This window comes from Natrinema sp. CBA1119 (genome assembly GCF_002572525.1).
Taxonomy (GTDB): Archaea; Halobacteriota; Halobacteria; order Halobacteriales; family Natrialbaceae; genus Natrinema.
In genome coordinates this window covers 358621-381056 of record NZ_PDBS01000001.1, presented here as the reverse complement: position 1 = coordinate 381056, position 22436 = coordinate 358621, and the positions used below count along the sequence as shown (strand labels likewise).

Genomic DNA, 22436 nt, shown 5'->3' with positions numbered 1-22436 from the left:
GTGTCGGTCACAGCACTCGAGTGCTCCCGTCGCAGCAGTCAAGCGCACCCCGTGTGATACCGCTCGCGGGCGGGGATTGCAGGGGTTTTTATTCGCCGACTGCAAATCTCGCTATCATGACTGAGGCGGGCCAGACCGGACTCACGGAGTTCGGCGGCGACTCCGAGGAGACCGACGACCGGCCGGCAGAAGAGGCGGTTGCCATCGCCGGTAACGGCGGATCGAACGCCGCAGAGGTGATCGACGTCGTCGAGGAGACCCTCCCCGAACCCGAGGGTGAACTCGAGCTCGCCGTGATGCAGGTCGACTACACGATCGCCGGCTACGGCGACGAGGAGCGACCGATCATGCACGTGTTCGGGCGGACCTCCGAGAACGAACTCGAGCACGTGCAGGTCGTCGGCTTCCAGCCGTACTTCTACGCGCCGACGGAGACGCTCGATCGACCGCCCGAGGAGCAGTACGACCGGCTCACCGGCAGCGAAGAGTACGACGCGGACGGCGAGCCCTACGAGAGCATTCGGGGCGAGAAACTCACCAAGATCCTCGGCCAAACGCCCCGAGACGTCGGGCAGATCCGCGACGACTTCGATCACTTCGAGGCCGACATCCTATTCCCGAACCGGTTCCTGATCGACAAGGATATCCGGAGCGGCATTCGGGTACCGGAGCGACGCGCGGACGACGATTCACTGGTCGTCCCCCACACCGAAGTCGAGGCGGCCGATGTCGACGCCGACCCCCGCGTGAACACGTTCGACATCGAGGTCGACGACCGACAGGGATTCCCCGAGGACGGCGAGGAGCCGATCGTCTGTCTGACGAGCCACGACTCCTACGATGACGAGTACATCATGTGGCTCTACGAGGCCCCAATCGGCGACGGCGAGATCCCCACCGAAATCGACGGCTACGACCCCATCGAGGGCGCGATCGACCACGAGGTCCGGTGCTTCGAGGAGGAGGAGGCGATGCTCGAGGCCTTTATCGAGTACATCGACACCACTGATCCCGACATCCTCACAGGCTGGAACTTCGAGGACTTCGACGCGCCCTACTTCCTCGACCGCCTCGAGGAACTGTCGGGTCCCCACCACGAGTACGACCTCTCTATCGACCAGCTCTCTCGGGTCGACGAGGTCTGGCGCAGCAACTGGGGCGGCCCGGACATCAAGGGCCGGATCGTCTTCGACCTGCTCTATGCCTACCAGCGGACAGTCTTCTCCGAACTCGACTCTTATCGGCTGGATGCGGTCGGCGAGGCCGAACTGGGCGTCGGCAAGGAACGGTACGCCGGCGACATCGGCGACCTCTGGGAGGGCGATCCGACGAGATTGCTCGAATACAACCTCCGGGACGTGGAACTGTGCGTCGAACTCGACCGCCAGCAGGAAATCGTCACCTTCTGGGACGAGGTGCGTTCCTTCGTCGGCTGTAAACTCGAGGACGCGCCGACGCCGGGCGACGCGGTCGACATGTACGTCCTCCACGAGGCCTACGGGCGGTTCGCGCTGCCCTCGAAAGGCCAACAGGAGGCCGGCGAGGAGTACGAGGGCGGCGCGGTGTTCGAGCCGATCACGGGCGTCAAGGAAAACGTCACCGTGCTCGACCTGAAGTCGCTGTACCCGATGTGCATGACGACGATCAACGCCTCGCCAGAGACGCGAGTCGATCCGTCGGAGTACGACGGGGAGACCTACGTCGCGCCGACCAGGCCCGAACCGACCCACTTCCGCAAGGAGCCCGACGGCGTCATGCGGGAGATGATCAACGAACTGCTCGCCGAACGCGAAGAGAAGAAATCCCAGCGTAACGAGTACGAACCCGGTACTCGGGAGTACGAGCAGTACGACCGACAGCAGGGCGCGGTGAAGGTCATCATGAACTCGCTCTACGGGGTGTCGGGGTGGGAACAATTTCGGCTCTACGATAAGGACGCGGCATCCGCGATCACCGCGACCGGTCGTGAAGTGATCGAGTTTACGGACACCGCTGCAGGCGAGCTGGACTACACCGTTGCGTACGGGGACACCGACAGCGTCATGCTCGAGCTCGGCCCCGACGTGTCGAAAGAGGATGCAATCGAACAGTCCTTCGAGATTGAGGAGTACATCAACGGCCGCTACGATGACTTCGCGCGCGATGACCTGAATGCGGAGGAACACCGCTTCCAGATCGAGTTCGAGAAGCTCTACCGCCGATTCTTCCAGGCCGGCAAGAAGAAACGCTACGCGGGTCACATCACCTGGAAGGAAGGTAAGGACGTCAACAACGTCGATATCGTCGGCTTCGAGTACCAGCGTTCGGATATCGCCCCGATCACCAAGGAGGTCCAGCACCGCGTCATCGAGATGATCGTCCGCGAGGGCGATATCGAAGGCGCGAAGGAGTACGTCAACGGCATCATCGAGGACGTTCTGGACGGTGACATCTCGCTCGAGGATATCGCGATTCCGGGCGGTATCGGCAAGCGACTGGACAACTACGATACCGACACGGCGCAGGTCCGCGGCGCGAAGTACGCCAACCTGTTGCTAGGGACTAACTTCCAGCGCGGGAGCAAACCCAAGCGGCTCTACCTCGACCGCGTCGATCCCTCGTTTTTCGAACGACTCGAGGCGGAGGAAGGGTTCGACGCCCGCACCGACCCGCTCTACGGCGCGTTCAAGCGCGATCCCGACGTCATCTGTTTCGAGTACGAAGACCAGATCCCCGAGGAGTTCGAGGTCGACTACGACAAGATGCTCGAGAAGACGCTGCAGGGGCCGATCGAACGCATCCTCGAGGCACTCGACATCTCGTGGGACGAAGTGAAAAACGGGCAGGAGCAAAAGGGCCTCGACAGCTTCATGTGAGTCGGTCGGTGACGACCTCGAAGCGAGCGCCGCCGTCGTTTCCGCGATTGCCCGAATGAACCCCACTGTGCTCGAGCCTGTGGGTTTCCGAAACGAAAAATAATTTTCTTGAAATCGGACCGCATCCAATCGAACACGAAAACGTTATGGGGCGAACGCCCCTTGGTCAAGACGACAGAATACTATGGCACGCCTCGAACTAAACAACCTACACGCGGAAGTGGCGGAGGGCGACGAGACGATCCTCGAGGGCGTTTCCCTCGAAGTACAGTCGGGCGAAATTCACGCCCTGATGGGGCCGAACGGCTCCGGGAAGTCGACGACGGCGAAGGTCATCGCCGGCCACCCGGCCTACGAGGTCACCGACGGCGAAGTCCTGCTCCACCTGGAGGACGAGGAGTTCGGCGAGGATATCGATATCGACGAGGACCAGCGAACCTGGAACCTGCTCGACCTCGAGCCCAACGAGCGCGCCGCGCTCGGCATCTTCCTGGGCTTCCAGTATCCGGCCGAGATCGAGGGCGTCACGATGACGAACTTCCTCCGAACGGCACTGAACGCCAAGATCGAGGAGCGCGAGGAGCTCTTCGAGGACGAGGAGGAAGCAGTCGAAGAGGAAGACGATGAAGGCTTCGAGACTTCGCCGATGGAAGGGAACGTCGACGAAGGCGAGGTCGGTGTCGCCGAGTTCCAGCAGATTCTCCAGGAGAAGATGGAACAGCTGGAGATGGACGAGAAGTTCGCCCAGCGCTACCTCAACGCCGGCTTCTCCGGCGGGGAGAAGAAGCAAAACGAGGTGCTTCAGGCCGCCATCCTCGAGCCCTCGGTCGCCGTCCTCGACGAGATCGACTCCGGGCTCGACATCGATCGACTGCAGGACGTCTCGAACGGGATCAACGCGCTGCGCGACGAACAGGGCACCGGGATCCTCCAGATCACTCACTACCAGCGCATCCTCGACTACGTCGAGCCCGATCACGTCCACGTGATGATCGACGGTCGAATCGCCAAGAGCGGCGGGCCGGAGCTCGCCGAGAAGCTCGAGGACAAGGGGTACGACTGGGTCCGCGAGGAAGTCTACGGCACCGCGTAACCGAATCTGACTAGAACAACCGTAATAACGCTACAGCCGTAAACACAACTACATCAACCAATGAGTTCCGATCAAGACCACCTAAAAGAGACAGACACTGAGGCCCGGTTCGAGTTCAAGAAAGAAGAGAACTCCGCCGTTAGATCCGGGAAGGGCCTGACCGAGGAGGTCATCCGCATGATCTCCGACGACAAGGACGAGCCCGACTGGATGCTCGAGCGGCGTCTTCGCGCGCTCGAGCAGTACCAGAATATGCCGATGCCGTCCGACTGGCCCGGCATGCCCGATCTCTCCGAACTGGACGTCGAAGAGATCATCCCCTACATCCGCCCGGACGTCGACAAGCGCGAAGGCGTCGACGACTGGACGGAGCTGCCCGACGAGATCAAGGACACCTTCGACAAACTGGGCATTCCGGAAGCCGAGAAGAACGCACTCTCCGGCGTCGGTGCCCAGTACGAGTCCGAGGTCGTCTACCAGAACATGCAGGAGCAGTGGGAGGAGAAGGGCGTCATCTTCTGCAACATGGACAAGGCCGTTCAGGAGCACCCCGAAATCCTCAAAGAGCACTTCATGACGACCTGCGTGCCGCCAAGCGACAACAAGTTCGCGGCGCTGCACGGAGCCGTCTGGTCCGGCGGATCGTTCGTCTACGTCCCGGAGGACGTCACCGTCGAGATGCCAGTGCAGGCCTACTTCCGGATGAACTCGGAAGGGATGGGGCAGTTCGAGCACACGCTCATCATCGCCGAGGAAGGCTCTGAGGTTCACTACATCGAGGGCTGTTCCGCACCCAAGTACGGGACCCACAACCTCCACTCGGGCGGCGTCGAGGTCTTCGTCGGCGAGGACGCACACGTTCAGTACTCGACCGTGCAGAACTGGTCGAAGAACACGTTCAACCTGAATACCAAGCGCGCCATCGTCGAGGAAAACGGCACGATGGAGTGGGTCTCGGGCAGCATGGGATCGAAAGTGACCATGCTCTACCCGTGTACGATCCTCAAGGGTCGCGGCTCGACAGACACCCACATCACCATCGCCCTGGCGGGCGAGGGTCAGGACATCGACACCGGCGCGAAGGTCTACCACAACGCGCCCGAGACGAGTTCGACCATCGAATCCAAGTCGATCGCCAAGGACGGCGGCCGCACCAACTACCGCGGCCTCGTCCACATCGCCGACGGTGCCGAGAACTCGAGCACCGCCGTCGAGTGTGACGCCCTGATGTTCGACAACGAGTCCACGTCGGACACCATGCCGTACATGGAGATCGAGGAGTCGAAGGTCGACGTCGCTCACGAGGCGACCGTCGGCAAGATCGGCGATGAGGACATCTTCTACCTCCAGTCGCGCGGACTGGACGACGACGACGCCAAGAAGATGATCGTCGCCGGCTTCATCGAGCCGATCACGGAGGAACTGCCGATCGAGTACGCGGTCGAACTTAACCGCCTCATCGAACTCGAGATGGAGGGGAGCCTCGGATAATATGAGCGCAGGAACACAGGTACACGCCAATCTGACCGAAGAACAGGTACGCGAAATCAGCGGCGACTTAGACGAGCCCGAGTGGCTCCTCGAGATCCGTCTCGAGGCCCTCGACGCCCTCGAGAACCTCGACATGCCCGACGTCATCCGGACGCCGGGTCAGGACTGGACGAACCTCTACGAACTGGACTTCGAGTCCCTCGTGGACCCGCTGAACGCAGCAGAAAACAAGGACCAGGTCGGTCCCGACGAGGCCGAGGTCCTCTCGTGGGCCGACGCGGTTCAAGAGCACGAGGACCTCCTGAAGGAACACTTCGGTACCACCGTAGACCCCCAGGAGAACTACCTGACGGCGCTCTCGACCGCCCTCTTCAGCACCGGGACGGTCGTCTACGTTCCAGAAGGCGTCGACGCCGAAGATGTCGCCATCCGAACGGAGCAAAACTCCCGGTCGCTGTTCAACTACACGCTCGTCGTCACTGAGGAATCGTCCTCGGTTACGATCCTCGAGCGCCAGTCCACCGGCGAAGCGGCCGAGGAGCAGTACTACAGCGGCGTCGTCGAAGTCGCCGCCGGCGAGAACAGCTACGTCCAGTACGGCAGCCTCCAGAACCTCTCGGAGGAGGCCTACAACTTCACAGTCAAGCGCGGCGTCGCCGACACCTACGCGACGATCGACTGGATCGAGGGAAACCTCGGCACCCAGCTGACGAAGACCGAAGTGTCGACGACCCTCAGCGGCGATAGCTCGGAAACGCAGATCGTCGGGGCGTTCTACGGCCACAACGATCAGCACTTCGACCTCGACGCGAAGGTCTGGCACCGCGCCGAACACACGACCGCCGACCTCGTCACCCGCGGCGTCATCGACGACGTCGCCCGCTCGGTCTACGAGGGTGTCCAGGACGTCGGCACCGACGCCTGGGACACGAGCTCTTACCAGCGCGAGAACACGCTGATGTTAAGCGACGAGAGCGAGGCCGACGCCTCCCCGCAGCTGATCATCAACAACCACGACACCGAAGCCAGCCACTCCGCGACGGTTGGCCAGATCGACGCGGAGGATCTGTTCTACATGACCTCCCGTGGTGTCGACCCACGTTCGGCCCGCAACATGCTCGTCGAGGGCTTCTTCGTGCCCGTCCTCGAGGAGATCGATGTCGACGAACTCCGTGACGACCTCGAGAGTCTGATCGGTGCACGTCTTCGGCAGCGAGACTAGCGAGGCCCTCGAACGAACAGGGCGCTTCGCGCCCAGTGTATACCGAGACGCCGCCCGCTCTCTTTCCGTTCTTCTGTTTCGATCTTGTTCTGACGCCCGTTCTCCGAGACGACTAAGTAACAGCGGCCCTCTTGTCACGATATGAGTCTGGGACAGCGTGTCTCGAGCGACCACCAGTTGACCCGATTGCTACAGATCGGGGTCGTACTGGAGGAACTCGTCGAGTCACGCGCCGCCCACCACATCGAGTCCCTGCCCCCCCAGGAGCGGGCGGAGTTCGACGAGGAGGTGGAGGAGTTGCTCGCCGAGGCGGCCGCCGAGTCGGCCGACCACCGCGAGCGACTCGAGGCGCTGATCGACGATCTCGAGGCTGAAACGGTCGGATACGAGGAGATCAACGCGCTGGTCGACGCCCAGTATGGGCCGCCGGAGGATACGGACGGCGTTCTCTACGATCAGCTGGCGAACGAGGAAACGGCCTACAAGTTTTACGACGACCTGATCGACGCGATCGAGGCATCGGACGCTGGATTCGCCGTCGATCGGGATCGGCTACTCGAGACGCTGTACAGCATCCGCGAGGAGGAAAAAGAGGGCGTCGAGGAAGTGACCGAGATCATGGAGCACAGAGCATGATCGAGGGACGGACGACCGCGACGGCCGCTATCAGCGGCTCGCCGTCTGACGCCCGTATCGGCTCCCGGATTCAGTTACACCGGCGCAACACGAACGCGATCCACGGCGGCCCCAATGGAGGGAGAGCATGAACACCGCAGATCAATATCTCAAAGCGATCTACCTGGCGCAGCGAATCGAGGATGGCCCCGCATCGACCGGGACGCTCGCGGATCTGCTCGAGGTGAGTCCGGCCAGCGTCAACGAGATGATCGGCAAACTCCAGGACCGCGAACTCGTCGACCACGAGAAGTACAAGGGAGCCAGTCTGACCGACGAGGGGCTCGAGCGCGCCCACAATGCCCTCCAGACCTACTGTATCATCGAGCGGTTCCTCGCGAACGTCCTCGAGGTCGAGGAGTTTCGCGACGAGGCCCGCGCCCTCGAGAGCGTCATCGACGACACCGTCGCAGAACGGCTGGACACGATCATCGACCGACCCGAGCAATGTCCTGACTGTTTCGACGCCGAAGCGGACTGCTGTGAACTGCTCGAACTCGAGGCCGGCAGTCACGCGGATTAAGAAATCCTTTTTCCCTCTCTCAATCCCGTCCGAGTACACCGTTTCATTCAAGCGACGGAACCCACGAGACGGCCGATTCGATGCGACAGTCACCGTCGGTCAGGTGCGGTCGGACAGCGTCTGATCACCGAACCGAATGTACCGCCGTCCGATAATCGCTGCAGCAGCGAGTGCGACGACGACCGCCACGCTGAGTCCGATCGGGAACGACCAGGTATCGCCCGACCAGTCGGAGTCGAACACGTCGGCGTAGTAGCTCGCGACCCGCTCGCCGTGGAGCGCGACGAGCACCTCGCGGTTGTTCTCGAGCGAGTTCGCGTTCCAGTTGGCACTGCCGACGATCGCGACCTCCCGGTCGATCACCACCCCCTTGGCGTGGATTTTCTCGAATCGGTCGGTGTCCGCGACGAGGCGGACCTCGAGCGGCAGGTCCGCTCGATCGGCGATTCGCTCGAGGTCGGCCGCGAGCCGTTCGTTCTCGTCCGCGTTGTACCACGCCGATCCGAGTAGAATTTTCACGTCGACGCCACGGCGGGCCGCCTCGAGGGTCGCTTCAAGTAACGAGACGTCGGCGGCGATACTGGGCTGGATGACGAGGATTTCATCGTCCGCCCCGGCGAGTAGCTCCCGCAGTCGGCCCTCGGCGTTGTCCGGCGCGAGCAGGAGTTCGGCGGAGTCGACGGGGACCGTCGCAGGCTTGTGAGTCGTCGGGAACTCGGACCCGGCGTCGGACGAAAAACCCTGCTCCGTATCATCGACGAACGAGGCGTTCGCCCGGTAGGCGTCGCCCGATACCGTGTCCCAGCCCCGGAAATCGGCTCGAAAAACGCTCGCGAGATCGGCTGCGAGCGTCTCGTCCTCGAAGCGAACGCCCCAGCCGCGACTGCTCTCGCCCCCGACGCCCGAGGGCTTCCAGTTTTCGCTGGTGACCAGCACGCGGTCGTCGGCGACGGCGTACTTGGGGTGGTGGTACCGGTAGCGCCCGCCCTCACCGCCGATCACGCGAACGTCGACCCCGCCGGCCGCGAGCGTCTCGAGGACGCCCTCGGTCGCCGCCGGCGTGCCACCGACGGGGCTCGCCTCGAGGAGCACCGAGACGTCGACGCCACGCTCAGCCACGTCGACGAGGTCCGCAGCGATCGTCTCCGAAGTGACGGTGTAGCCGGCCAGCAGGAGCCGATCGTCGGCGTTCCGGATCGTCTCCCGCGGGATCTCGGGGCCGTCGGGGAGGACGAACGCGGTGGCCTCGTCGATCTCGGCGCTCGAGACGGGGAGACAGGTCGCGTCTCGTGGCCACCACTGGCCGCCGCTTTTGTTCTCCCCCTCGGCATCGGCCGACTCCGTTCGGTACCACCGTTCGGCTGCCGACGCGCTGTCGTAGGAAACGGAAGCGATCGTGGTCGTCGTATTTCGGAGTCGCAGGTCGTCGCCATCGTTCGCGAGCTGAAGGTGGCCCTCGAGCCCGAGGACGGGGAGCTCGGTCAGCGATTTCGTGGCGTTCGGGGACGGACTCACGGCGATGTTCCCGGTGACCGTCTCGTTCGGGAGTGTCGCCGTCGTGTGGCCGTCCGTGAGCGTCAGGGTCTCGAGGCGGGTTTCGGATGGAACCGCGAGGACGACGAACTCGCCGGCGTTGCCGTCGGTGGTGGGATTCGGGTAGAGACCGACGATTTGGGGTTTCTTCGTCGTGTCAGTGGCGGTCGAATTCCTGTCCCCTGCCCGAGGCGGACAGACGAGTTCGGACTGGCTCGGTGTTCCATCTGGGGCTGCTCGAGTGGCGGCCAGTTCGCGCCCCGACGTTCCGTTGGCGACCGCGAACCCAGCGAGTATCGTTGCACTGGCAACGAGACAGCAGGCGAGTACGGTGACGAGGGCGGCTCGCCGGAGATCCATCGCTCCGTCTGGCCGCCTTTCCCTACTTAAAATATCGGCGTCAACGGGTTCTGGTCGCGATTAAATCCGTCCGTAGTGCCGGGATGCCGAGATTTAGTACTGGTCGTATTGTCCTTCCTGCTTTCGGACGATAGAAGCTAAGCAAAAGACGGCTCTCCGCGATTTCGATCGTCAGGCCGCGGGCTCGAGGTCAACGCTCTCAGCTTCGGCCTGCACGAGGTAGGCGCGGTCGTCGTCGTAGTCGGCGACGATCTCGAGGGCGTCTTGGGTGCCGATGCGGTTGAGCGCCCACGCGGCGCTGGCCCGGACGCGGTCGGAGTCGTCGTCCGCGAGGACGTCCGCGAGCGGCTCGACGGCGCGGGTGTCGCCGATCAGACCCAGCGCGCGGGCGGCCCAGCTCCGGACGTCCGCCTCGTCGGCGACGAGCTGTTGAGCGATCGGTTCGACCGCGTCCGCGGCACCGATTTCGCCGAGGGCGCGGAACGCGGGCTGCTGGAGGTTCGGGTTGGAGTCGACGTAATCGACTAAGGTCTCGACGATCTCCTCGTCGTCGACGCCGATCTTCCCGAGGACGGCCATCGCGGCCTGATCACGGCGATTGGCCTTCTGGAGCATCGGGTCGATGGCTTCCTCGGGACCCATCCGCACGAGGGCCTCCATGCAGTGTTCTTCCATGAAGTCGGAGTCGAACGTCTCGAGCGCGAGCAGGATCTGCTCGACGTTGCCCTGCTTCTCGTGGACCTTGAGCGCGTGCCACTCCGGCGGGAAGTCCTTGACGTGATCGAGCACGTCGTAGTAGCCCTCGCGGCGGAGCTGCTCGCGGATCTCGAGATCGGTCCACTCGGTCGCGTCGTCGATACCGCTCTGCAGATCGTCGGTCGCCTCGAGCAGGCCGGCGATCGTTTCGGCGTCATCGTCGGCGTCGAGTACGGCGTCCTCGACGGCCTCGCTCGCGTCGTCGAGGGTCGCGTCGAGTTGCTCGGGCACCGTCTCGCCCTGATTGACCAGCGTGACCGAACTCCCGAGCAGGTCGTTTAACTCGTCGAGGAAGTCATCGACCGCCTCGATCAGTTCAGCCTTGCCCTCTTCGGTCCAGCGAGTGCCCGTGATCGTCCCGCTGGCATCGTCGATCTCGCTCACGACGTCCTCGCCGTAGGGGCCGCGCTGCTCCTCGAGGTCGGACTCGAGGTCCGAGAGATCGCTCTCGATCTCGTCGTACTCCTCTTGCAACTCTTCTTCCGGCGCGGGTTCTTCGTCTTCGTCCGCCTCGTCCTCGTCGGTTTCGGGCGGCTCCGGAACCTCGATGCGCTCGAGTTCGGTCCGGAACGACTCGAGGTCCGCCTCGACCACGTCGAGGTCGTCCTCGGTCTCGGCCGCTTCGAGGGTCGAATCGAGTCCCTCGAGATCAGCGGCCAGTGCCTCGAGTCGTCCGCGGATTTCCTCGAGGTCGGCGGGCTGCTCGTCGTCGCCCGGTTCGTCCTCGACGGCCCCGTCGTCACCGTTCGCCTCGTCCTCGCTCATCGTCCCACCTCGAGGCGACGCCGACGCGTGACAGTGTACATACCCTACGGTCGTGTCAGCACGGCCCTAAGCGTTTCCATGCACGTCGACCTCGCCGGTCCGCTCGGCGTCGCCCCAGTACAGCCAGGGGCTGAGCACCATGTACGCCAGCCCGAGTGTCAGGAGGGCGTACGGAAAGGTCCGACCGACGAAATCGGGAACGAGGATCGCGAGAGCGTGGATGACGCCCATGATAGCGGCGTCTCGAGCCAGCAGGTCGGGGTACTGGATCCGCGAGACCATCAGATAACAGAACGCGCCGGTGATCGCGAGCACGAGCCACGGCTGGGTCTCGCCGGCGAGGATCGCTGCACCGAGGATCGTCGCGGCTAGCGTCGTCTGAACCCCTTCCGTGTAGCTACCGGAGATGTCGTAAGCGGTGTACATTCCGAGTCGGGTGACGGCCATCGCGACGAACAGCGCACAGACCGTCGTCACGAGCAGGAGTTCGGGGGCGACCGCGCTGAAATCGATTTCGAGGCCCTCGGTGACGACGACGAAAGAGAGAACGGCGGGCGCGACGGCAAAGGAGGCAACGTCGGCGAGCGAATCGAGGTACGGGCCGGCGTCCGTGCCGCCATAGCGACGTGCGAGGATGCCGTCGAGGCCATCCGCGATGGCCGCCAGGAGGATTAGCCGGGCTGCCAGATCGATGTCGACGACCGCGACGACGACCGCGACGAACCCCAGTGCGGCGTTGGCGATCGTCACCGCGTCGGCGACGCCGAGCCGACCGACGAACCGGGGGAGCATATGCCCGGAATCGACGGGGAGCTACCTTACGTGTTTTCGTTTGCAGAGCGTTCCCACGTTCGAGGATTGAACCGGGGCGGTTATACCGCAACTCTCCTAACCGTTACGTATGCACCGGCGTGCCTATCTCGCTGCCGTCGGAACCGCCGCCTCGACCGGCCTCGCGGGCTGTTCGTCCGCGCTCAGCGTCCTCGAGGACGACCCCTGTACCGGCGACGACTGCCACATCGGGATGAACCGCACCGAGTTTCTCCCGGCGGAGTACGAGGTGTCCGTCGGCGACACGGTAATCTGGAAAAACACGAGCGAGGCAGACCACACCGTCACGGCCTACGAAGCGCTCATTCCGGACGACGCCGAGTATTTCGCGTCCGGCGGCTACGAGAGTCAGGCGGCCGCGTACGACGCTTGGGACGACCGCGGCGGCCGACTCGGGACGCGAGAGACGTTCGAGCACACCTTCGAGATCCCTGGCACGTACGAATACTTCTGCATTCCCCACGAAGGGGCCGAGATGACTGGCGAAATCGTCGTTTCGGAGTGACGGCCGCCAAAGGCCGCCGGCTCGAGCCTCGCGGACTACTTTTATCCCCTCCCGGTCGAACTATTCCATTGGAATGATCGTTATTCACGCGAGCTTCCCGATCGACCCTGACCGGCGCGACGACGCGCTCGAATTGATCGAGGAACTCGTCATCGAGTCACAGCGAGAAGAGGGGATAATCGACTACCGGGCGACCACGGACGTCTCCGATCCGAACCTCGTCCGCTTTTTCGAACAGTATGAAGACGAGGCGGCGTTCGGCGCACACGCCCAATCAGACCACTTCCAGGAGTTCTCCACGGCGTTACCGGAACTGCTCGCCGGTGAGCCCACGGTGACCCGATTCGACGTGGAGTCGGCCGAAGAACTCGAGCTTTGAGAGGAACTCGAAGTCGGACAGCAGTGGCTGGAAACGGGCTCGGTGATCGGAACGCGTCCGCTCGTTCTGGATCGGCCGTCACACGATCGATACGGTACCGGCTGGCCTCACACTCACGCTCGGCCGAAAGTCGCGTTCCCGATTTTCGGGCAGTCGATCGCCTCGAGAAATCGGTTTCCGGTCGAGAACCGGTCGCAAACCGGCCGTCTCATTTATGATATTCCGGCAGAATGTGGTCGTGTGAGTAACGGTTCTCAATCGGAACGCGCCGAGCAGCTTCGTGCTCTCCACGAAACCACGCGCGAGATGATGGCAGGTGAGACGCGGGAGGCGGTCGCGGATATCGCTATCTGTGCGGCGTCGGATATTCTCGGATTCAGTGCGAACGCGATTCATTTCTACGAGGACGAGCGCGGTCTCGTCCCGGTCGCTGCGACCGACAGGACGCGCGAAATTATCGGGGACGTGCCCGTGTTCGCCGAGGGGGAGAGTATCGCGTGGCGCGTCTATCGGACCGGGGAGGCGGCGATCGTCGAAGACGTCCACGCAGATCCCGACGTCTATAACCCGCAGACGCCGATTCGAAGTGAAATCCACCTCCCGATCGGAACGCACGGAATTTTCATCGCGGGCTCTGAACCCCGAGCGAGTTCGATGCGGCCGAACTCTCGCTGGGACAGGTGTTCGCCGCAAACATCGAATCGGCGCTCGAGCAAATCGAACGCAAGCAGGAGCTGCTGCGACAGAACGAGCGTCTCGAGGAGTTCGCCGGCGTCGTGTCACACGATCTCCGCAATCCGTTGACGGTCGCGCAGGGGTATCTCGCCCTCGCGCGCCAGGAGGGACTGCCGGAACAGTTCGACCGGATCGAAGAGGCTCACGATCGGATGGAACGAATCATCGACGACGTGCTCTATCTCGCTCGGGAAGGGGACGCTATCGGGGAGACTGAAGCGGTTTCCCTTTCCGCGGCGATCGATGCGGCGTGGACCATCGCGAGCGACGAGTCCGTGTCCGCGAATCTCGTGATAGCGGACGATCTCTGTGCGGTAACCGCGTATTACGGCCGTCTCTGTCAACTTCTCGAAAACATCTTCCGGAACGCGATCGACCACGCTGGCCCGGACGTGACAGTGACGGTGGAACGGACCGAGTCGGGGTTCGCAGTCGCGGACGACGGCCCCGGAATTCCCGCCGCGGAGCGTGACCGGGCGTTCGAACGCGGCTACTCGACGCGAGAAGCGGGTACCGGCTACGGTCTCCACATCGTCGCCGAAATCGTCGCGGCTCACGGCTGGGACGTTCGAGTGACCGAGAGCGACGCGGGCGGAGCACGGTTCGAAATCTCTGACACCGATTTAGCCTAACGCACCTCGATACGCGCGGTTAGATCCGCCGCAGCAACTGCTTTCGGAGCGACTGCGACGCTCTCGAGTTCGCCATCGGCGGCCCGTCTGGATGCGCTCCGCGATCGCTGCGGCTCTCGGTCGCCGTGAGCGGTGCGGGGTCGCTCCGAATCCCCGAGCGGATAAAACGGCGTGTCAGCGAGAACCGATCGATTTCGCCGTCGAAATCAGTCGTCCGCAGCGATGTCTTCGTCGTCGACGTCGACCGCAGTTGCTTCCTCTTCGGCGACTTCCTCGGGGTGTGCCTCGAGGGTGGCCTTCTGGATCTCGACGCGGCGAAGCGGGTAGATCGTCTTGGATTCGCCGTAGATCGCGGAGGAGAGATGTCCCTCGACGACGCTGTCGATGATCTCCTCGAAGGAGCGCTCCTCGGCGGCCTCTTCGATCATTGCGACCATCTGCTCGCGGATGGCCTTCTCCTGGCTCGCGTCGGCCTTTTTCGTCGTGAAGGCGACGGGCTGGATCTGGACGCGGTAGTCGTCCGTCGTGAGGACGGTGACGTAGGCCTCGATCTTCGAGGCACCGCGGCGGACCAGCGAGCGCAGGTAGTCCCGCGTCAGGGAGTGTTCGACGAACTCCGTGTACGCGCTGTCGCTCCCCACGTCGGTGATCTTGAAGGTGAGCTTCGTGTTGTTCTCGCTGGCGTTGTTGTTGAGGTCGCCGAGCGTCGTTTCGATGGTTCGGTCGTAGACCTTTTCCGGTTCGTCAGCGGGGGTTTCGCCGAGTTCCTGGCGGTCGAACTGCTCGGGTGCCAGGACGGTGTACCACCGCTTCTCCTGTTTCGCACGTGAAACTGATCGTTCACTCATTGTGTTGTATCGTGTGTTGAGTCGCTACCGCGTTCGGACACAGGTCCCGTGTCCGTCGGTTCCGCGTGCTGTACTGTCCGTGCCTGCAACATCACGTCGATCGCGACCTCGAGGTTGACGACGTAGTCGTCGACCGTCGATCGGAGACCGCTCGTCGTCTCGCGGTCGATCCGCGTGACGATCGTGCCCGCCGTCCCGTCGGTCGCGTCCGCTGGCGTCTCGTCGCCTGCGGCGTCTGCCGTTGTCTCGTCGTCATCCGCGTCTGTCGTCTCACCGTCGCGCTCGACGGTCGTCGACATCTCGTCGGTGTTGTCCGGGCTGAGCGCCCGCGCGATGAGGGCCGCGTCCTCGTGGTCCGTCCTGATCGTCGCGCGTCGGCTCATCGGAACTCCCTCACTGCTGCGATGATCGTCGATTTGTCCACGTCCGGGTCGTAGCGAAGGTAGCCGCGCCGGTGGCCGACGTCGTACTCGACGGCAGTGCCGGCGTCGGCAGCCGTCTCCGAGTCCGCGTCGGTCGCGCCGGTCTCGAGTTCACGAGCGACGCCCTCGACGGTCGCGCCGAGAGGATCGGCGTCTCGGGTCGCGATGGCAGCCTCGTCGTTTCCGTCATCGGACTGCGTCCGATTGCTCGAGGGACCGTGTCCCTCGTTGACGGCGAGAACGGCCGACTCCGGTGACCGGTAGGCCGCCGCAATCTGTGCGACCGCTTCGACGGGACCGTCGTCGATCCCGACGACGAACAGGCCGTCGTATCGTCCGGTCGAGGCGTCCGCGAGCGCAGCGTGAGCACGGCGTCCGTGCTCGCGCCAGGCATCGAGTGCCGCCTCGAGGACGTCGTGTCCCATCGCGAGTGCCGTTCCCGTGCCCGGTTCGGTTCGGGCCAGGGCCTCGAGCACGTCGGCGAAGCCGCTGAGCGTCGCAAAGGGGCCTTCGGGCGTGGCGTACGGCCGTAGTGCGCGTCCGATCGACGACGCGGCGGCGTCGGCCGCTCCGTCGGCTCCGACCACGTCGAGTGCAACCAGCGAGCCGATCGCACGGTGATCGTCCGTATCGAAGTCGACGGGGTCGCCATCGGTTGCGTCCGCGAGCGCTTCGTGCGTTGCGTCGGGATCGCCCGACCACGGTGCGTGGAGGCGCGTCGAGTACGCGAGTCCGTCGACCGGATCGGCGGTCGGCACCGCGACGCCCGGTCGCTGTTCGACGAGGCCGCGTTCGCGCGCGGTCTCGAGGAGCCACTCGCTCTCGCCGGCACCGGGTTCGCTCCCGCCGGCGACGACGCCGGCGAGTGCGAGCACCGGATCCGGCGTCGCACCCATCTCGCGGACGAGATCGACGGCTTCCAGCGTCGCCGGTCGACTCGCGGCCGCGAGCCGGACGAAATCGTCCGTCCCGGCCGCATCGGCGGCGCCAACGAGGATCGTGGCGTCGTCCTCGTCGCTCGAGGCCGGGACGCGCTCGGATCGCTCCGCGATCGTTCGGCCGACGGTCACCTGGTACGGCGTCTCGCGCTCGGCGAGGGCGCTCGCGAGGAGGCCGCTCGCAGCGAGTGCGTCGCCGTCGGCGCGGGCGATCAGGCGGACGAAGCCGGCGCTCTCGAGTGCGCTCGTGGCGGACGCCGGCTCGGCGGATCGACCCTCGGTGGACATGCGGGTTATTCGTCCTCGAGTTCGAGCAGCTCGGTCGCGACCTCGTAGGAGTACTGGAAGTCGGGCGCGATTTCGTCGCCGCGGTAGTACTTGACCAGGCGGCGAACCTTCGCTTCGGTGTTCTGCAGGGCGCGCTTGTTCTGGAAGTCCTGCTGGTTCTCACGGACGTGCTCGCGCAGGCGCACGGCACGGATCATGAGGTTCCGGAGGTCCTCGGGGAACTCCGATTTCGCGTCGTTCTCCTCGAGGATCTCGGTAATCTTCTTCCCGGTCGCCAACTTGACGTCCGGGACGGGCGTGCCGGTGACGCCTTCGTCACGCAGCTTCATCCCGACCTGACTGGGATCGTGGCCCTGTTCTGCCAGTTCGACGACTCGGGCTTCGATATCGTCCGAGTCGACGTCGCTCCACTCCGGCGGTTCGTCTGCCGACGGCTTGTCCGAACCGGACGAGCCGCGACGGCGGGTGTGCATTCGTGCCATTGGTTGAGGATAGGAATCGCACTGACCGCGAGTGTCGTCTGTCGAGCGACAGTCACTGCTCCCGCGTCGGGAGTCGCGCTGTCCGACAGTACGTGGCTCTCGCCGTGCACTTCCGCAATCCCAAGCCACCCGAAAGAGGGGGTGACACAGTCGGATTTGCGGCCGTGCGCTTCCCACTACCGCTTCCGTCGTCGGGGACTAAAGCGTTTCTACATCGACACCACAGTCGTCGGGCGGATGGCGAGTCCGCCGCGGCTCCCGCGGGGCTGCCGGTCAGAGCAAAATCGCGAAGACCAGCACGGAGAGCCCGATCATGGCGGCGGCGTGTTTCGTGCCCGCTCCGACATCCCCGGTGCTCAACTGGCCGGCGATTAACCCCGAGAACGTTCCCTGAACGAGGGTCGCGTGGTAGAAGAGCATGGCGTAGGCGTCGGCACTGACCTGGGAGAACCCGCTCAGGCCGCTGATTCCGGAGCCGGACGCGGCGGGTAGCTCCGCACCCCCGGTCGGGAGGTTCGGGATCAGATAGCCGGCGAGCACGGCGATGATGAACAGGAAGACCAGAAACGAGACGTAGACGACCACCATGTACTCGACCATCGCCTGCTTGCGCTCGCGCTCGAGACGGCGATCCGCCGCCGCTTGCCGCGCGGCGATTCGGAGGGTGGTCTCGAGGTTGCCGCTGGCCTTCATCGACTCGGTGAGCAGGGTGACGACCCGGGAGATCGAACGGGTACCGACGCGACCCTCGAATCGGCCGAGCGCCGTCTGGAGATCGGCACCCCACTGGATGTCGTTCCAGATCCGGTCGAGTTCGGGACCGAGCGGCCCGAGATCGGACCCTCGAACGCGGCCGATCGACGCGACGATCGACAGGCCGGCCTCGTTGACGCTGGCGAGTCGATCGAGCAGATCCGGGACCGCGCCTTCGATCGCCGCGAGCCGGCGACGGTGGAGTTCGTAGGCGATCGCGAAGATGGTCAGGACTCCGAAAGCCCCGACGGCGACGGTGTCGTCGACCGCCGTCGCGTCGAACCCGCCCTCGAGCGCCGTCGGGAGCTGACCGACCAGTGCTCCGAGCACGATCGGGACGGTGATCGCGAGCGTGAGCGTCGGCCGCTCGACGAGCGTTCGAATCGGGTGGCCGAACCGATCGCGGATCCCGGCCAGCAGGCGGTAGTACCGCACCCGTTCGACGTTCGGGTGCGGAGTCGGGGTCGGCCCGGTGGCGGCATCCCTCTCCGTTCCGCGCCCGCCGTCAGCCCGTTGTTCGACGCCGGAGGGAGCCGCATTGACGGACGGCGCGTCGACGGCGGGCGACTCCCTGGCGACCCCGTTGCTGGGGTCGAGCTTGTCGGTCACCGTACTCAGATACACCATGAAGCCGACGTTCGCCAGGGGCAAGACGAGGTAGACGAACAGCCGTAACTGCCCGAACGTGTCGTCGCCGGCGATCCCCATGACGACGAGAATGGTGATCAGAAAGAGCGGCCCCGCGACCAGCACCGTGACGTAGGCTTCGGCCAGCGTCCCGAGCAGATCGAGGGCGCTTTCCTGCTGGGATTCGGCGTCCTCGCGGTAGTCCTGATACTGGCGCTCGAGGAACGGCGAGAGCCCCTGCCCGCTCTGGAGGACGCTGACGAGGTTCTCGGTGAACTCGCGGAACTGCGGGCTGGGCGAGCGCCGCCCCATCGTCTGGAGGGCGGTGATGACGTCGGTGCCGAACGTGTCCATGCTCCGGAGTGCGACCGAAAACTCCGCGGCGGCCTCGCCGTAGGTGTCCTGCTGATCGGCGACGACGCGGACGACCGCTGGGAACGCCATGCCGCTCCGCGAGAGCGCGTAGATAAAGGCGACCAGCGCGGGTAATCCTGCCTCGATCCGTCGGGCGCGGGCATCAGCGACGTACCCCGGATACCACCATCGGAACCAGTAGGTGGCGTAGCCGGCCACGGCCCCGAGCGTGAGCGCGGAACCACAGAAGAGGACCACGAGTTCGACCAGCGACAGGGACGGGAGCCCGCCCATGGCCGCGAGGAACCCGAGCGGGTCCGGGAGCGCCGCCCGCAGCGTGTCGGGATCGATCGAGAGGAGAACGAGGAGGCCCCAGATCGCGTAGATTCCGAGAATCGAGCCGGCGACGGCGGTGATGGCGGCGTACAGTAGCGTCTTCGACCCGTAATCGCGGCCGGTCGTCGGAACCCGTGCGGCTCGTAACGCCGCTTGCCTGTCCGGGCGCTCGCCGCGGACCGCATCGACAGTGCTCCCGAAGAGCTGGATCGCGATCCGGCTCATGGCCCGATCGACGCGGTCGGCGTCTCTGGCGATCACGACCAGCGCACAGAGCAGCAGCGCGAACGCCAGCGGACCGACGGTGACGAGTCTCATCGGTCTCGAGCGTCGTCGCTCTCAGTTCCGATCGATCCGTTTGCACTTCCCGAATCGAGGCGGGTGGGACCGCTATCGTCGTCACCGGTCGGCTCATCGGCGGTCCCGTCCGCAGCAGCAGCCCGGTTCGTCGCATCGTCTACGTCGTCCGCAGCAACGGCCATATCGTCAGCAGCGACGTCCACATTGTCCGCGGTATCCTCCACGTCGGCCGCAGTTTCGTCCGCGATCGTCTCGAGGATCCGATCTGGGTCGCTGTAGTACTCGTTGACGAGCGCAGTAAAGCGGCGGTAGTCGGCGATACCGTTTGCCTGAAGGTACTCGAGGAACCGCTTTCGGTTCGCGAGTTCGGTTAGTAGCTCCTGTTGGCTCCAGCCGCGTTCGTCCCGGATCTCCGAGAGGAGCTTGCTGCCGGCGCTCCGAAAACTGTCGGTCTCGCCGTTCCACGTGTAAGCCGTCGAGTAATCGAGTTCGCCGGTCCGCTGGTCGACGCCTTCGATCTCCGCGAGGACCTTGTTCCGGCGCACGCGCTGATCGCCCGTTCGCGTCAGCGTCTGCACCGCGAGCACGTCGAGGCTCTGGACCATCGACCGGGGAACGTTGATCGGCTCGTTCTCGAGCCGGTTGATGGCCGTCTGCACCGAATCGGCGTGCATCGTCGAGTACGTCGTGTGGCCGGTGTTCATCGCCTGAAAGAGGGTCATCGCTTCCTCGCCGCGGACCTCGCCGACGATGATGTACTCGGGGCGGTGCCTGAGCGCGGATCGCAACAGGTCGTACATCGTCACGTCGGTTCCCTCGTGAACTCGCTCGCGCGTGATCGAGGAGAGCCAGTTGTCGTGAGATAACTGGAGTTCGCGGGTGTCCTCGATCGTCACCACCTTCGATCGAGGCGGGATGAACATCGAGATGGCGTTCATGCTGGTCGTCTTCCCCGACGCGGTGCCGCCCGCGAAGAGCAGGCTCTTGTTGTGCTCGATCGCGAGCCAGAGGTAGGCCAACTGTTCGACGTCGAACGTGCCGTACTCGAGCAGATCGATCGGCGTGAACGGTTCGTCAGCGTACTTCCGGATCGTAAAGGCCGAGCCACGCGGCGTCACCTCCTCGCCCAGCGCGAGTTCGGCCCGGGAGCCGTCGGGGAGGGTCGTCTCGACCATCGGGTCGCCGATGGAGATGTGTCGGCCGGAGTGTTGGGCCAGCCGGACGACGAACCGATCGAGTGCGGCCTTCTCGAAGGAGACGTTCGTCGCGATGTCGGTATACTCGTCGTGGTAGACGAAGAGGGGCAACTCGTAGCCGTCACAGGATATATCCTCGACGTGCGGGTCGTGCATGATCGGGTCGAGCGGGCCGTACCCCCGGAAGTCCCGGTGTATGAAATAAAACAGGCGGTAGAACGTCGCCGTGTCGATCTCCGCCCCGTAGTGCGCCAGAAACTCCCTGATCGTCTCCCGGAGCAGCGATTCGATGTCGTTGCCCTCGTCCTCGCGGTACAACAGTGGATCGCGAACGTCTTCGAGCAGCGTCTCGAGCAGGACCGCCTCCTCGTCGCGGAGCGTCGGTTCGACGGTCCGGTACCGGTGTTCGCTGGCGTCGTGGTCGTAGCCGATCGAGACGAACGAAAACGGCGCGTCGACCCAGTAGCGGTCGATCTCCTCGAGCCCCTGGGGGTCGTCGAACGTGACCAGCGGACCGTGACTGCTTGGCTCGTAGGCGCCAATGTCCACGGTTGACCCCCGGAGGGTCTCGACGAACCGTCGGAGCGTGCGCCGAGCGGCGTCGATCGTCGACTCGAGTCGGTCGCCGGCGGCCACATCCGAACCGTCGGTGTCAGTAGCCGCGGAATCATCGGATAGGCGGGTGCCGACGTTGCTCTCGCCGTTGGTTCTCGCTCCGCCCGAGCCGTTGTGATCTGAGGAGTCCATCGATCGCGGGTTTCGTGACACGTCCGGACGCGACTGGCATAAAGGAGACGGCCGACCGACGTGTAGATTGCCCGCTTCGAGTCAGTGTGACGAATCGCCGTGCTCACGATATCGTGGCGAATTATCAACCACTATTGATGAATTGCGCTTCGAATTACGGCCGCTTACATAATTTGCCGTGCGTTACGTTCATACCGCGGGAGTCCGAAGCAACAGGTACGGAATGAGGCGCGAGCACTTCACGTTAGATGTCACTCATATTGACTGGGTCGAGACCGGCGGCGAACCCAAAAAGCCCGTGGTATCGATCGATTTCACCGGCCCGGCGACGATGCTTCGCGAGCGCCTGACCGGTCCCGGCGGCGACGTTCTCGAGGCGAGCGAAACGGACGTAGCCCTCCGATTACAGGGGCCGCTAGCGGACGACACTGCGGGGGTAGTGAGCGTTACTAATCGTATCACCGGCGAGTTCATTCTCGAACTCAACGAGGACGCCGCCGACGTCCTCCAGTTCATTCAGGCCGCGCGCGGGTACGGCGATGCCGCTGACGACGAGGGCCGGTACGCGGTCGAGATCACGCTCGACGGTGACTCGTTCGTCGACTACGAGAAACGAACGTTTCTCGTCTACGACGACGAGGGGAGCCTGCTCCGGCAACACAGTCTCATCCCCAGCGGCGTCGAACTCTGAGCGTCGAGTCAGGACTCCTCCCCCTTTCGTCTTCCAGCGGCCCTCGCCTGTCTGTTCGGATCTGTCGTTCGAGACCCGTTTCTGTCGGCCGTCCCCGAA

The 22436-nt window shown here is 64.2% G+C and carries 21 protein-coding genes; 12 read left to right on the top strand and 9 right to left on the bottom strand.

Annotation, left to right across the window (positions count from 1 at the left end):
• Positions 1-116 precede the first annotated feature (116 nt).
• The 7 genes from CP556_RS01795 to CP556_RS01770 all read left to right on the top strand — a co-directional run bounded on the left by CP556_RS01795 (position 117) and on the right by CP556_RS01770 (position 7859).
• Complete coding sequence (locus CP556_RS01795; protein WP_098724063.1) at positions 117-2855, top strand: DNA-directed DNA polymerase; 2739 nt, start codon at positions 117-119, stop codon at positions 2853-2855.
• A 184-nt stretch (positions 2856-3039) separates the two neighbouring features.
• Positions 3040-3948 carry an ABC transporter ATP-binding protein gene (locus tag CP556_RS01790; RefSeq protein ID WP_098724062.1) on the top strand — a complete coding sequence of 303 codons (909 nt, stop codon included), beginning with the start codon at positions 3040-3042 and terminating at the stop codon, positions 3946-3948.
• A 60-nt stretch (positions 3949-4008) separates the two neighbouring features.
• Entirely contained in the window at positions 4009-5439 is a 1431-nt protein-coding gene (sufB, locus tag CP556_RS01785; RefSeq protein ID WP_098724061.1) for a Fe-S cluster assembly protein SufB, read from the top strand.
• 1 nt (position 5440) lies between these two features.
• Positions 5441-6661: a Fe-S cluster assembly protein SufD gene (gene sufD / locus CP556_RS01780; protein WP_098724060.1), complete on the top strand. Its 1221-nt coding sequence runs from the start codon at positions 5441-5443 to the stop codon at positions 6659-6661.
• 141 nt (positions 6662-6802) lie between these two features.
• Positions 6803-7297, top strand: coding sequence for a rubrerythrin (locus CP556_RS01775; RefSeq protein ID WP_098724059.1), 495 nt, complete (start codon positions 6803-6805; stop codon positions 7295-7297).
• Positions 7294-7428: a hypothetical protein gene (locus tag CP556_RS26510; protein ID WP_255291382.1), complete on the top strand. Its 135-nt coding sequence runs from the start codon at positions 7294-7296 to the stop codon at positions 7426-7428. The genes CP556_RS01775 and CP556_RS26510 overlap by 4 nt, the downstream gene beginning before the upstream one ends.
• Positions 7425-7859 carry a metal-dependent transcriptional regulator gene (locus CP556_RS01770; RefSeq protein WP_098724058.1) on the top strand — a complete coding sequence of 145 codons (435 nt, stop codon included), beginning with the start codon at positions 7425-7427 and terminating at the stop codon, positions 7857-7859. Before CP556_RS26510 ends, CP556_RS01770 begins: the two co-directional genes overlap by 4 nt.
• Before the next feature lie 99 nt (positions 7860-7958).
• On the opposite strand, the gene CP556_RS01765 is transcribed toward CP556_RS01770, so the two are convergent.
• The 3 genes from CP556_RS01765 to CP556_RS01755 all read right to left on the bottom strand — a co-directional run bounded on the left by CP556_RS01765 (position 7959) and on the right by CP556_RS01755 (position 12065).
• Entirely contained in the window at positions 7959-9752 is a 1794-nt protein-coding gene (locus tag CP556_RS01765; RefSeq protein WP_098724057.1) for a phospholipase D-like domain-containing protein, read from the bottom strand.
• Positions 9753-9923: 171 nt separating this feature from the next.
• Positions 9924-11273, bottom strand: a complete 1350-nt coding sequence (locus CP556_RS01760; protein WP_098724056.1) for a HEAT repeat domain-containing protein — start codon at positions 11271-11273, stop codon at positions 9924-9926.
• Positions 11274-11339: 66 nt separating this feature from the next.
• Positions 11340-12065 (bottom strand): protein sorting system archaetidylserine synthase, encoded by a 726-nt coding sequence (locus CP556_RS01755; protein ID WP_098724055.1) that lies wholly within the window; start codon positions 12063-12065, stop codon positions 11340-11342.
• A gap of 109 nt (positions 12066-12174) precedes the next feature.
• Between CP556_RS01755 and CP556_RS01750 the strand changes: the two genes are divergently transcribed.
• From CP556_RS01750 to CP556_RS01735, 4 genes are all read left to right on the top strand, one after another.
• A complete protein-coding gene (locus CP556_RS01750; RefSeq protein WP_098724054.1) occupies positions 12175-12609 on the top strand; it encodes a cupredoxin domain-containing protein in 435 nt (144 codons plus the stop codon).
• 73 nt (positions 12610-12682) lie between these two features.
• Complete coding sequence (locus CP556_RS01745) at positions 12683-12988, top strand: putative quinol monooxygenase (protein ID WP_098724053.1); 306 nt, start codon at positions 12683-12685, stop codon at positions 12986-12988.
• A gap of 240 nt (positions 12989-13228) precedes the next feature.
• Positions 13229-13792, top strand: coding sequence for a GAF domain-containing protein (locus CP556_RS26365; RefSeq protein ID WP_141551619.1), 564 nt, complete (start codon positions 13229-13231; stop codon positions 13790-13792).
• The gene (locus tag CP556_RS01735) at positions 13765-14355 is read left to right on the top strand and encodes a sensor histidine kinase (RefSeq protein WP_218011950.1); all 591 of its coding nucleotides are present in this window, start codon (positions 13765-13767) and stop codon (positions 14353-14355) included. The genes CP556_RS26365 and CP556_RS01735 overlap by 28 nt, the downstream gene beginning before the upstream one ends.
• Positions 14356-14561: 206 nt before the next feature.
• Here the strand turns inward: CP556_RS01735 and CP556_RS01730 are convergent, their stop codons facing one another.
• The 6 genes from CP556_RS01730 to CP556_RS01705 all read right to left on the bottom strand — a co-directional run bounded on the left by CP556_RS01730 (position 14562) and on the right by CP556_RS01705 (position 21646).
• Complete coding sequence (locus tag CP556_RS01730) at positions 14562-15203, bottom strand: 30S ribosomal protein S3ae (RefSeq protein ID WP_098724050.1); 642 nt, start codon at positions 15201-15203, stop codon at positions 14562-14564.
• A complete protein-coding gene (locus CP556_RS01725) occupies positions 15200-15586 on the bottom strand; it encodes a KEOPS complex subunit Pcc1 (RefSeq protein WP_098724049.1) in 387 nt (128 codons plus the stop codon). Before CP556_RS01725 ends, CP556_RS01730 begins: the two co-directional genes overlap by 4 nt.
• Positions 15583-16851 carry an exonuclease gene (locus CP556_RS01720; protein WP_098724048.1) on the bottom strand — a complete coding sequence of 423 codons (1269 nt, stop codon included), beginning with the start codon at positions 16849-16851 and terminating at the stop codon, positions 15583-15585. Before CP556_RS01720 ends, CP556_RS01725 begins: the two co-directional genes overlap by 4 nt.
• A gap of 5 nt (positions 16852-16856) precedes the next feature.
• Positions 16857-17333, bottom strand: a complete 477-nt coding sequence (locus CP556_RS01715; RefSeq protein WP_098724047.1) for a 30S ribosomal protein S15 — start codon at positions 17331-17333, stop codon at positions 16857-16859.
• A gap of 273 nt (positions 17334-17606) precedes the next feature.
• Positions 17607-19721 (bottom strand): type II secretion system F family protein, encoded by a 2115-nt coding sequence (locus CP556_RS01710; protein WP_098724046.1) that lies wholly within the window; start codon positions 19719-19721, stop codon positions 17607-17609.
• Entirely contained in the window at positions 19718-21646 is a 1929-nt protein-coding gene (locus CP556_RS01705; RefSeq protein ID WP_098724045.1) for a type II/IV secretion system ATPase subunit, read from the bottom strand. The genes CP556_RS01710 and CP556_RS01705 overlap by 4 nt, the downstream gene beginning before the upstream one ends.
• 223 nt (positions 21647-21869) lie before the next feature.
• Here CP556_RS01705 and CP556_RS01700 point away from each other — a divergent pair, with 223 nt between their 5' ends.
• Entirely contained in the window at positions 21870-22337 is a 468-nt protein-coding gene (locus CP556_RS01700) for a DUF5793 family protein (protein WP_098724044.1), read from the top strand.
• The last annotated feature ends 99 nt before the right edge of the window (positions 22338-22436 follow it).

What these genes read in the sequence shown, in the direction of transcription:
- CP556_RS01795 (WP_098724063.1), top strand. Translation starts at nt 117, where the DNA reads ATGACTGAGGCGGGCCAGACCGGACTCACGGAGTTCGGCGGCGACTCC.
- sufD (WP_098724060.1), top strand. Translation starts at nt 5,441, where the DNA reads ATGAGCGCAGGAACACAGGTACACGCCAATCTGACCGAAGAACAGGTA.
- CP556_RS01770 (WP_098724058.1), top strand. Translation starts at nt 7,425, where the DNA reads ATGAACACCGCAGATCAATATCTCAAAGCGATCTACCTGGCGCAGCGA.
- sufB (WP_098724061.1), top strand. Translation starts at nt 4,009, where the DNA reads ATGAGTTCCGATCAAGACCACCTAAAAGAGACAGACACTGAGGCCCGG.
- CP556_RS01760 (WP_098724056.1), bottom strand. Translation starts at nt 11,273, where the DNA reads ATGAGCGAGGACGAGGCGAACGGTGACGACGGGGCCGTCGAGGACGAA.
- CP556_RS01755 (WP_098724055.1), bottom strand. Translation starts at nt 12,065, where the DNA reads ATGCTCCCCCGGTTCGTCGGTCGGCTCGGCGTCGCCGACGCGGTGACG.
- CP556_RS01730 (WP_098724050.1), bottom strand. Translation starts at nt 15,203, where the DNA reads ATGAGTGAACGATCAGTTTCACGTGCGAAACAGGAGAAGCGGTGGTAC.
- CP556_RS01790 (WP_098724062.1), top strand. Translation starts at nt 3,040, where the DNA reads ATGGCACGCCTCGAACTAAACAACCTACACGCGGAAGTGGCGGAGGGC.
- CP556_RS01775 (WP_098724059.1), top strand. Translation starts at nt 6,803, where the DNA reads ATGAGTCTGGGACAGCGTGTCTCGAGCGACCACCAGTTGACCCGATTG.
- CP556_RS01720 (WP_098724048.1), bottom strand. Translation starts at nt 16,851, where the DNA reads ATGTCCACCGAGGGTCGATCCGCCGAGCCGGCGTCCGCCACGAGCGCA.
- CP556_RS01710 (WP_098724046.1), bottom strand. Translation starts at nt 19,721, where the DNA reads ATGAGACTCGTCACCGTCGGTCCGCTGGCGTTCGCGCTGCTGCTCTGT.
- CP556_RS01745 (WP_098724053.1), top strand. Translation starts at nt 12,683, where the DNA reads ATGATCGTTATTCACGCGAGCTTCCCGATCGACCCTGACCGGCGCGAC.
- CP556_RS01715 (WP_098724047.1), bottom strand. Translation starts at nt 17,333, where the DNA reads ATGGCACGAATGCACACCCGCCGTCGCGGCTCGTCCGGTTCGGACAAG.
- CP556_RS01765 (WP_098724057.1), bottom strand. Translation starts at nt 9,752, where the DNA reads ATGGATCTCCGGCGAGCCGCCCTCGTCACCGTACTCGCCTGCTGTCTC.
- CP556_RS01725 (WP_098724049.1), bottom strand. Translation starts at nt 15,586, where the DNA reads ATGAGCCGACGCGCGACGATCAGGACGGACCACGAGGACGCGGCCCTC.
- CP556_RS26510 (WP_255291382.1), top strand. Translation starts at nt 7,294, where the DNA reads ATGATCGAGGGACGGACGACCGCGACGGCCGCTATCAGCGGCTCGCCG.
- CP556_RS01705 (WP_098724045.1), bottom strand. Translation starts at nt 21,646, where the DNA reads ATGGACTCCTCAGATCACAACGGCTCGGGCGGAGCGAGAACCAACGGC.
- CP556_RS01700 (WP_098724044.1), top strand. Translation starts at nt 21,870, where the DNA reads ATGAGGCGCGAGCACTTCACGTTAGATGTCACTCATATTGACTGGGTC.
- CP556_RS01750 (WP_098724054.1), top strand. Translation starts at nt 12,175, where the DNA reads ATGCACCGGCGTGCCTATCTCGCTGCCGTCGGAACCGCCGCCTCGACC.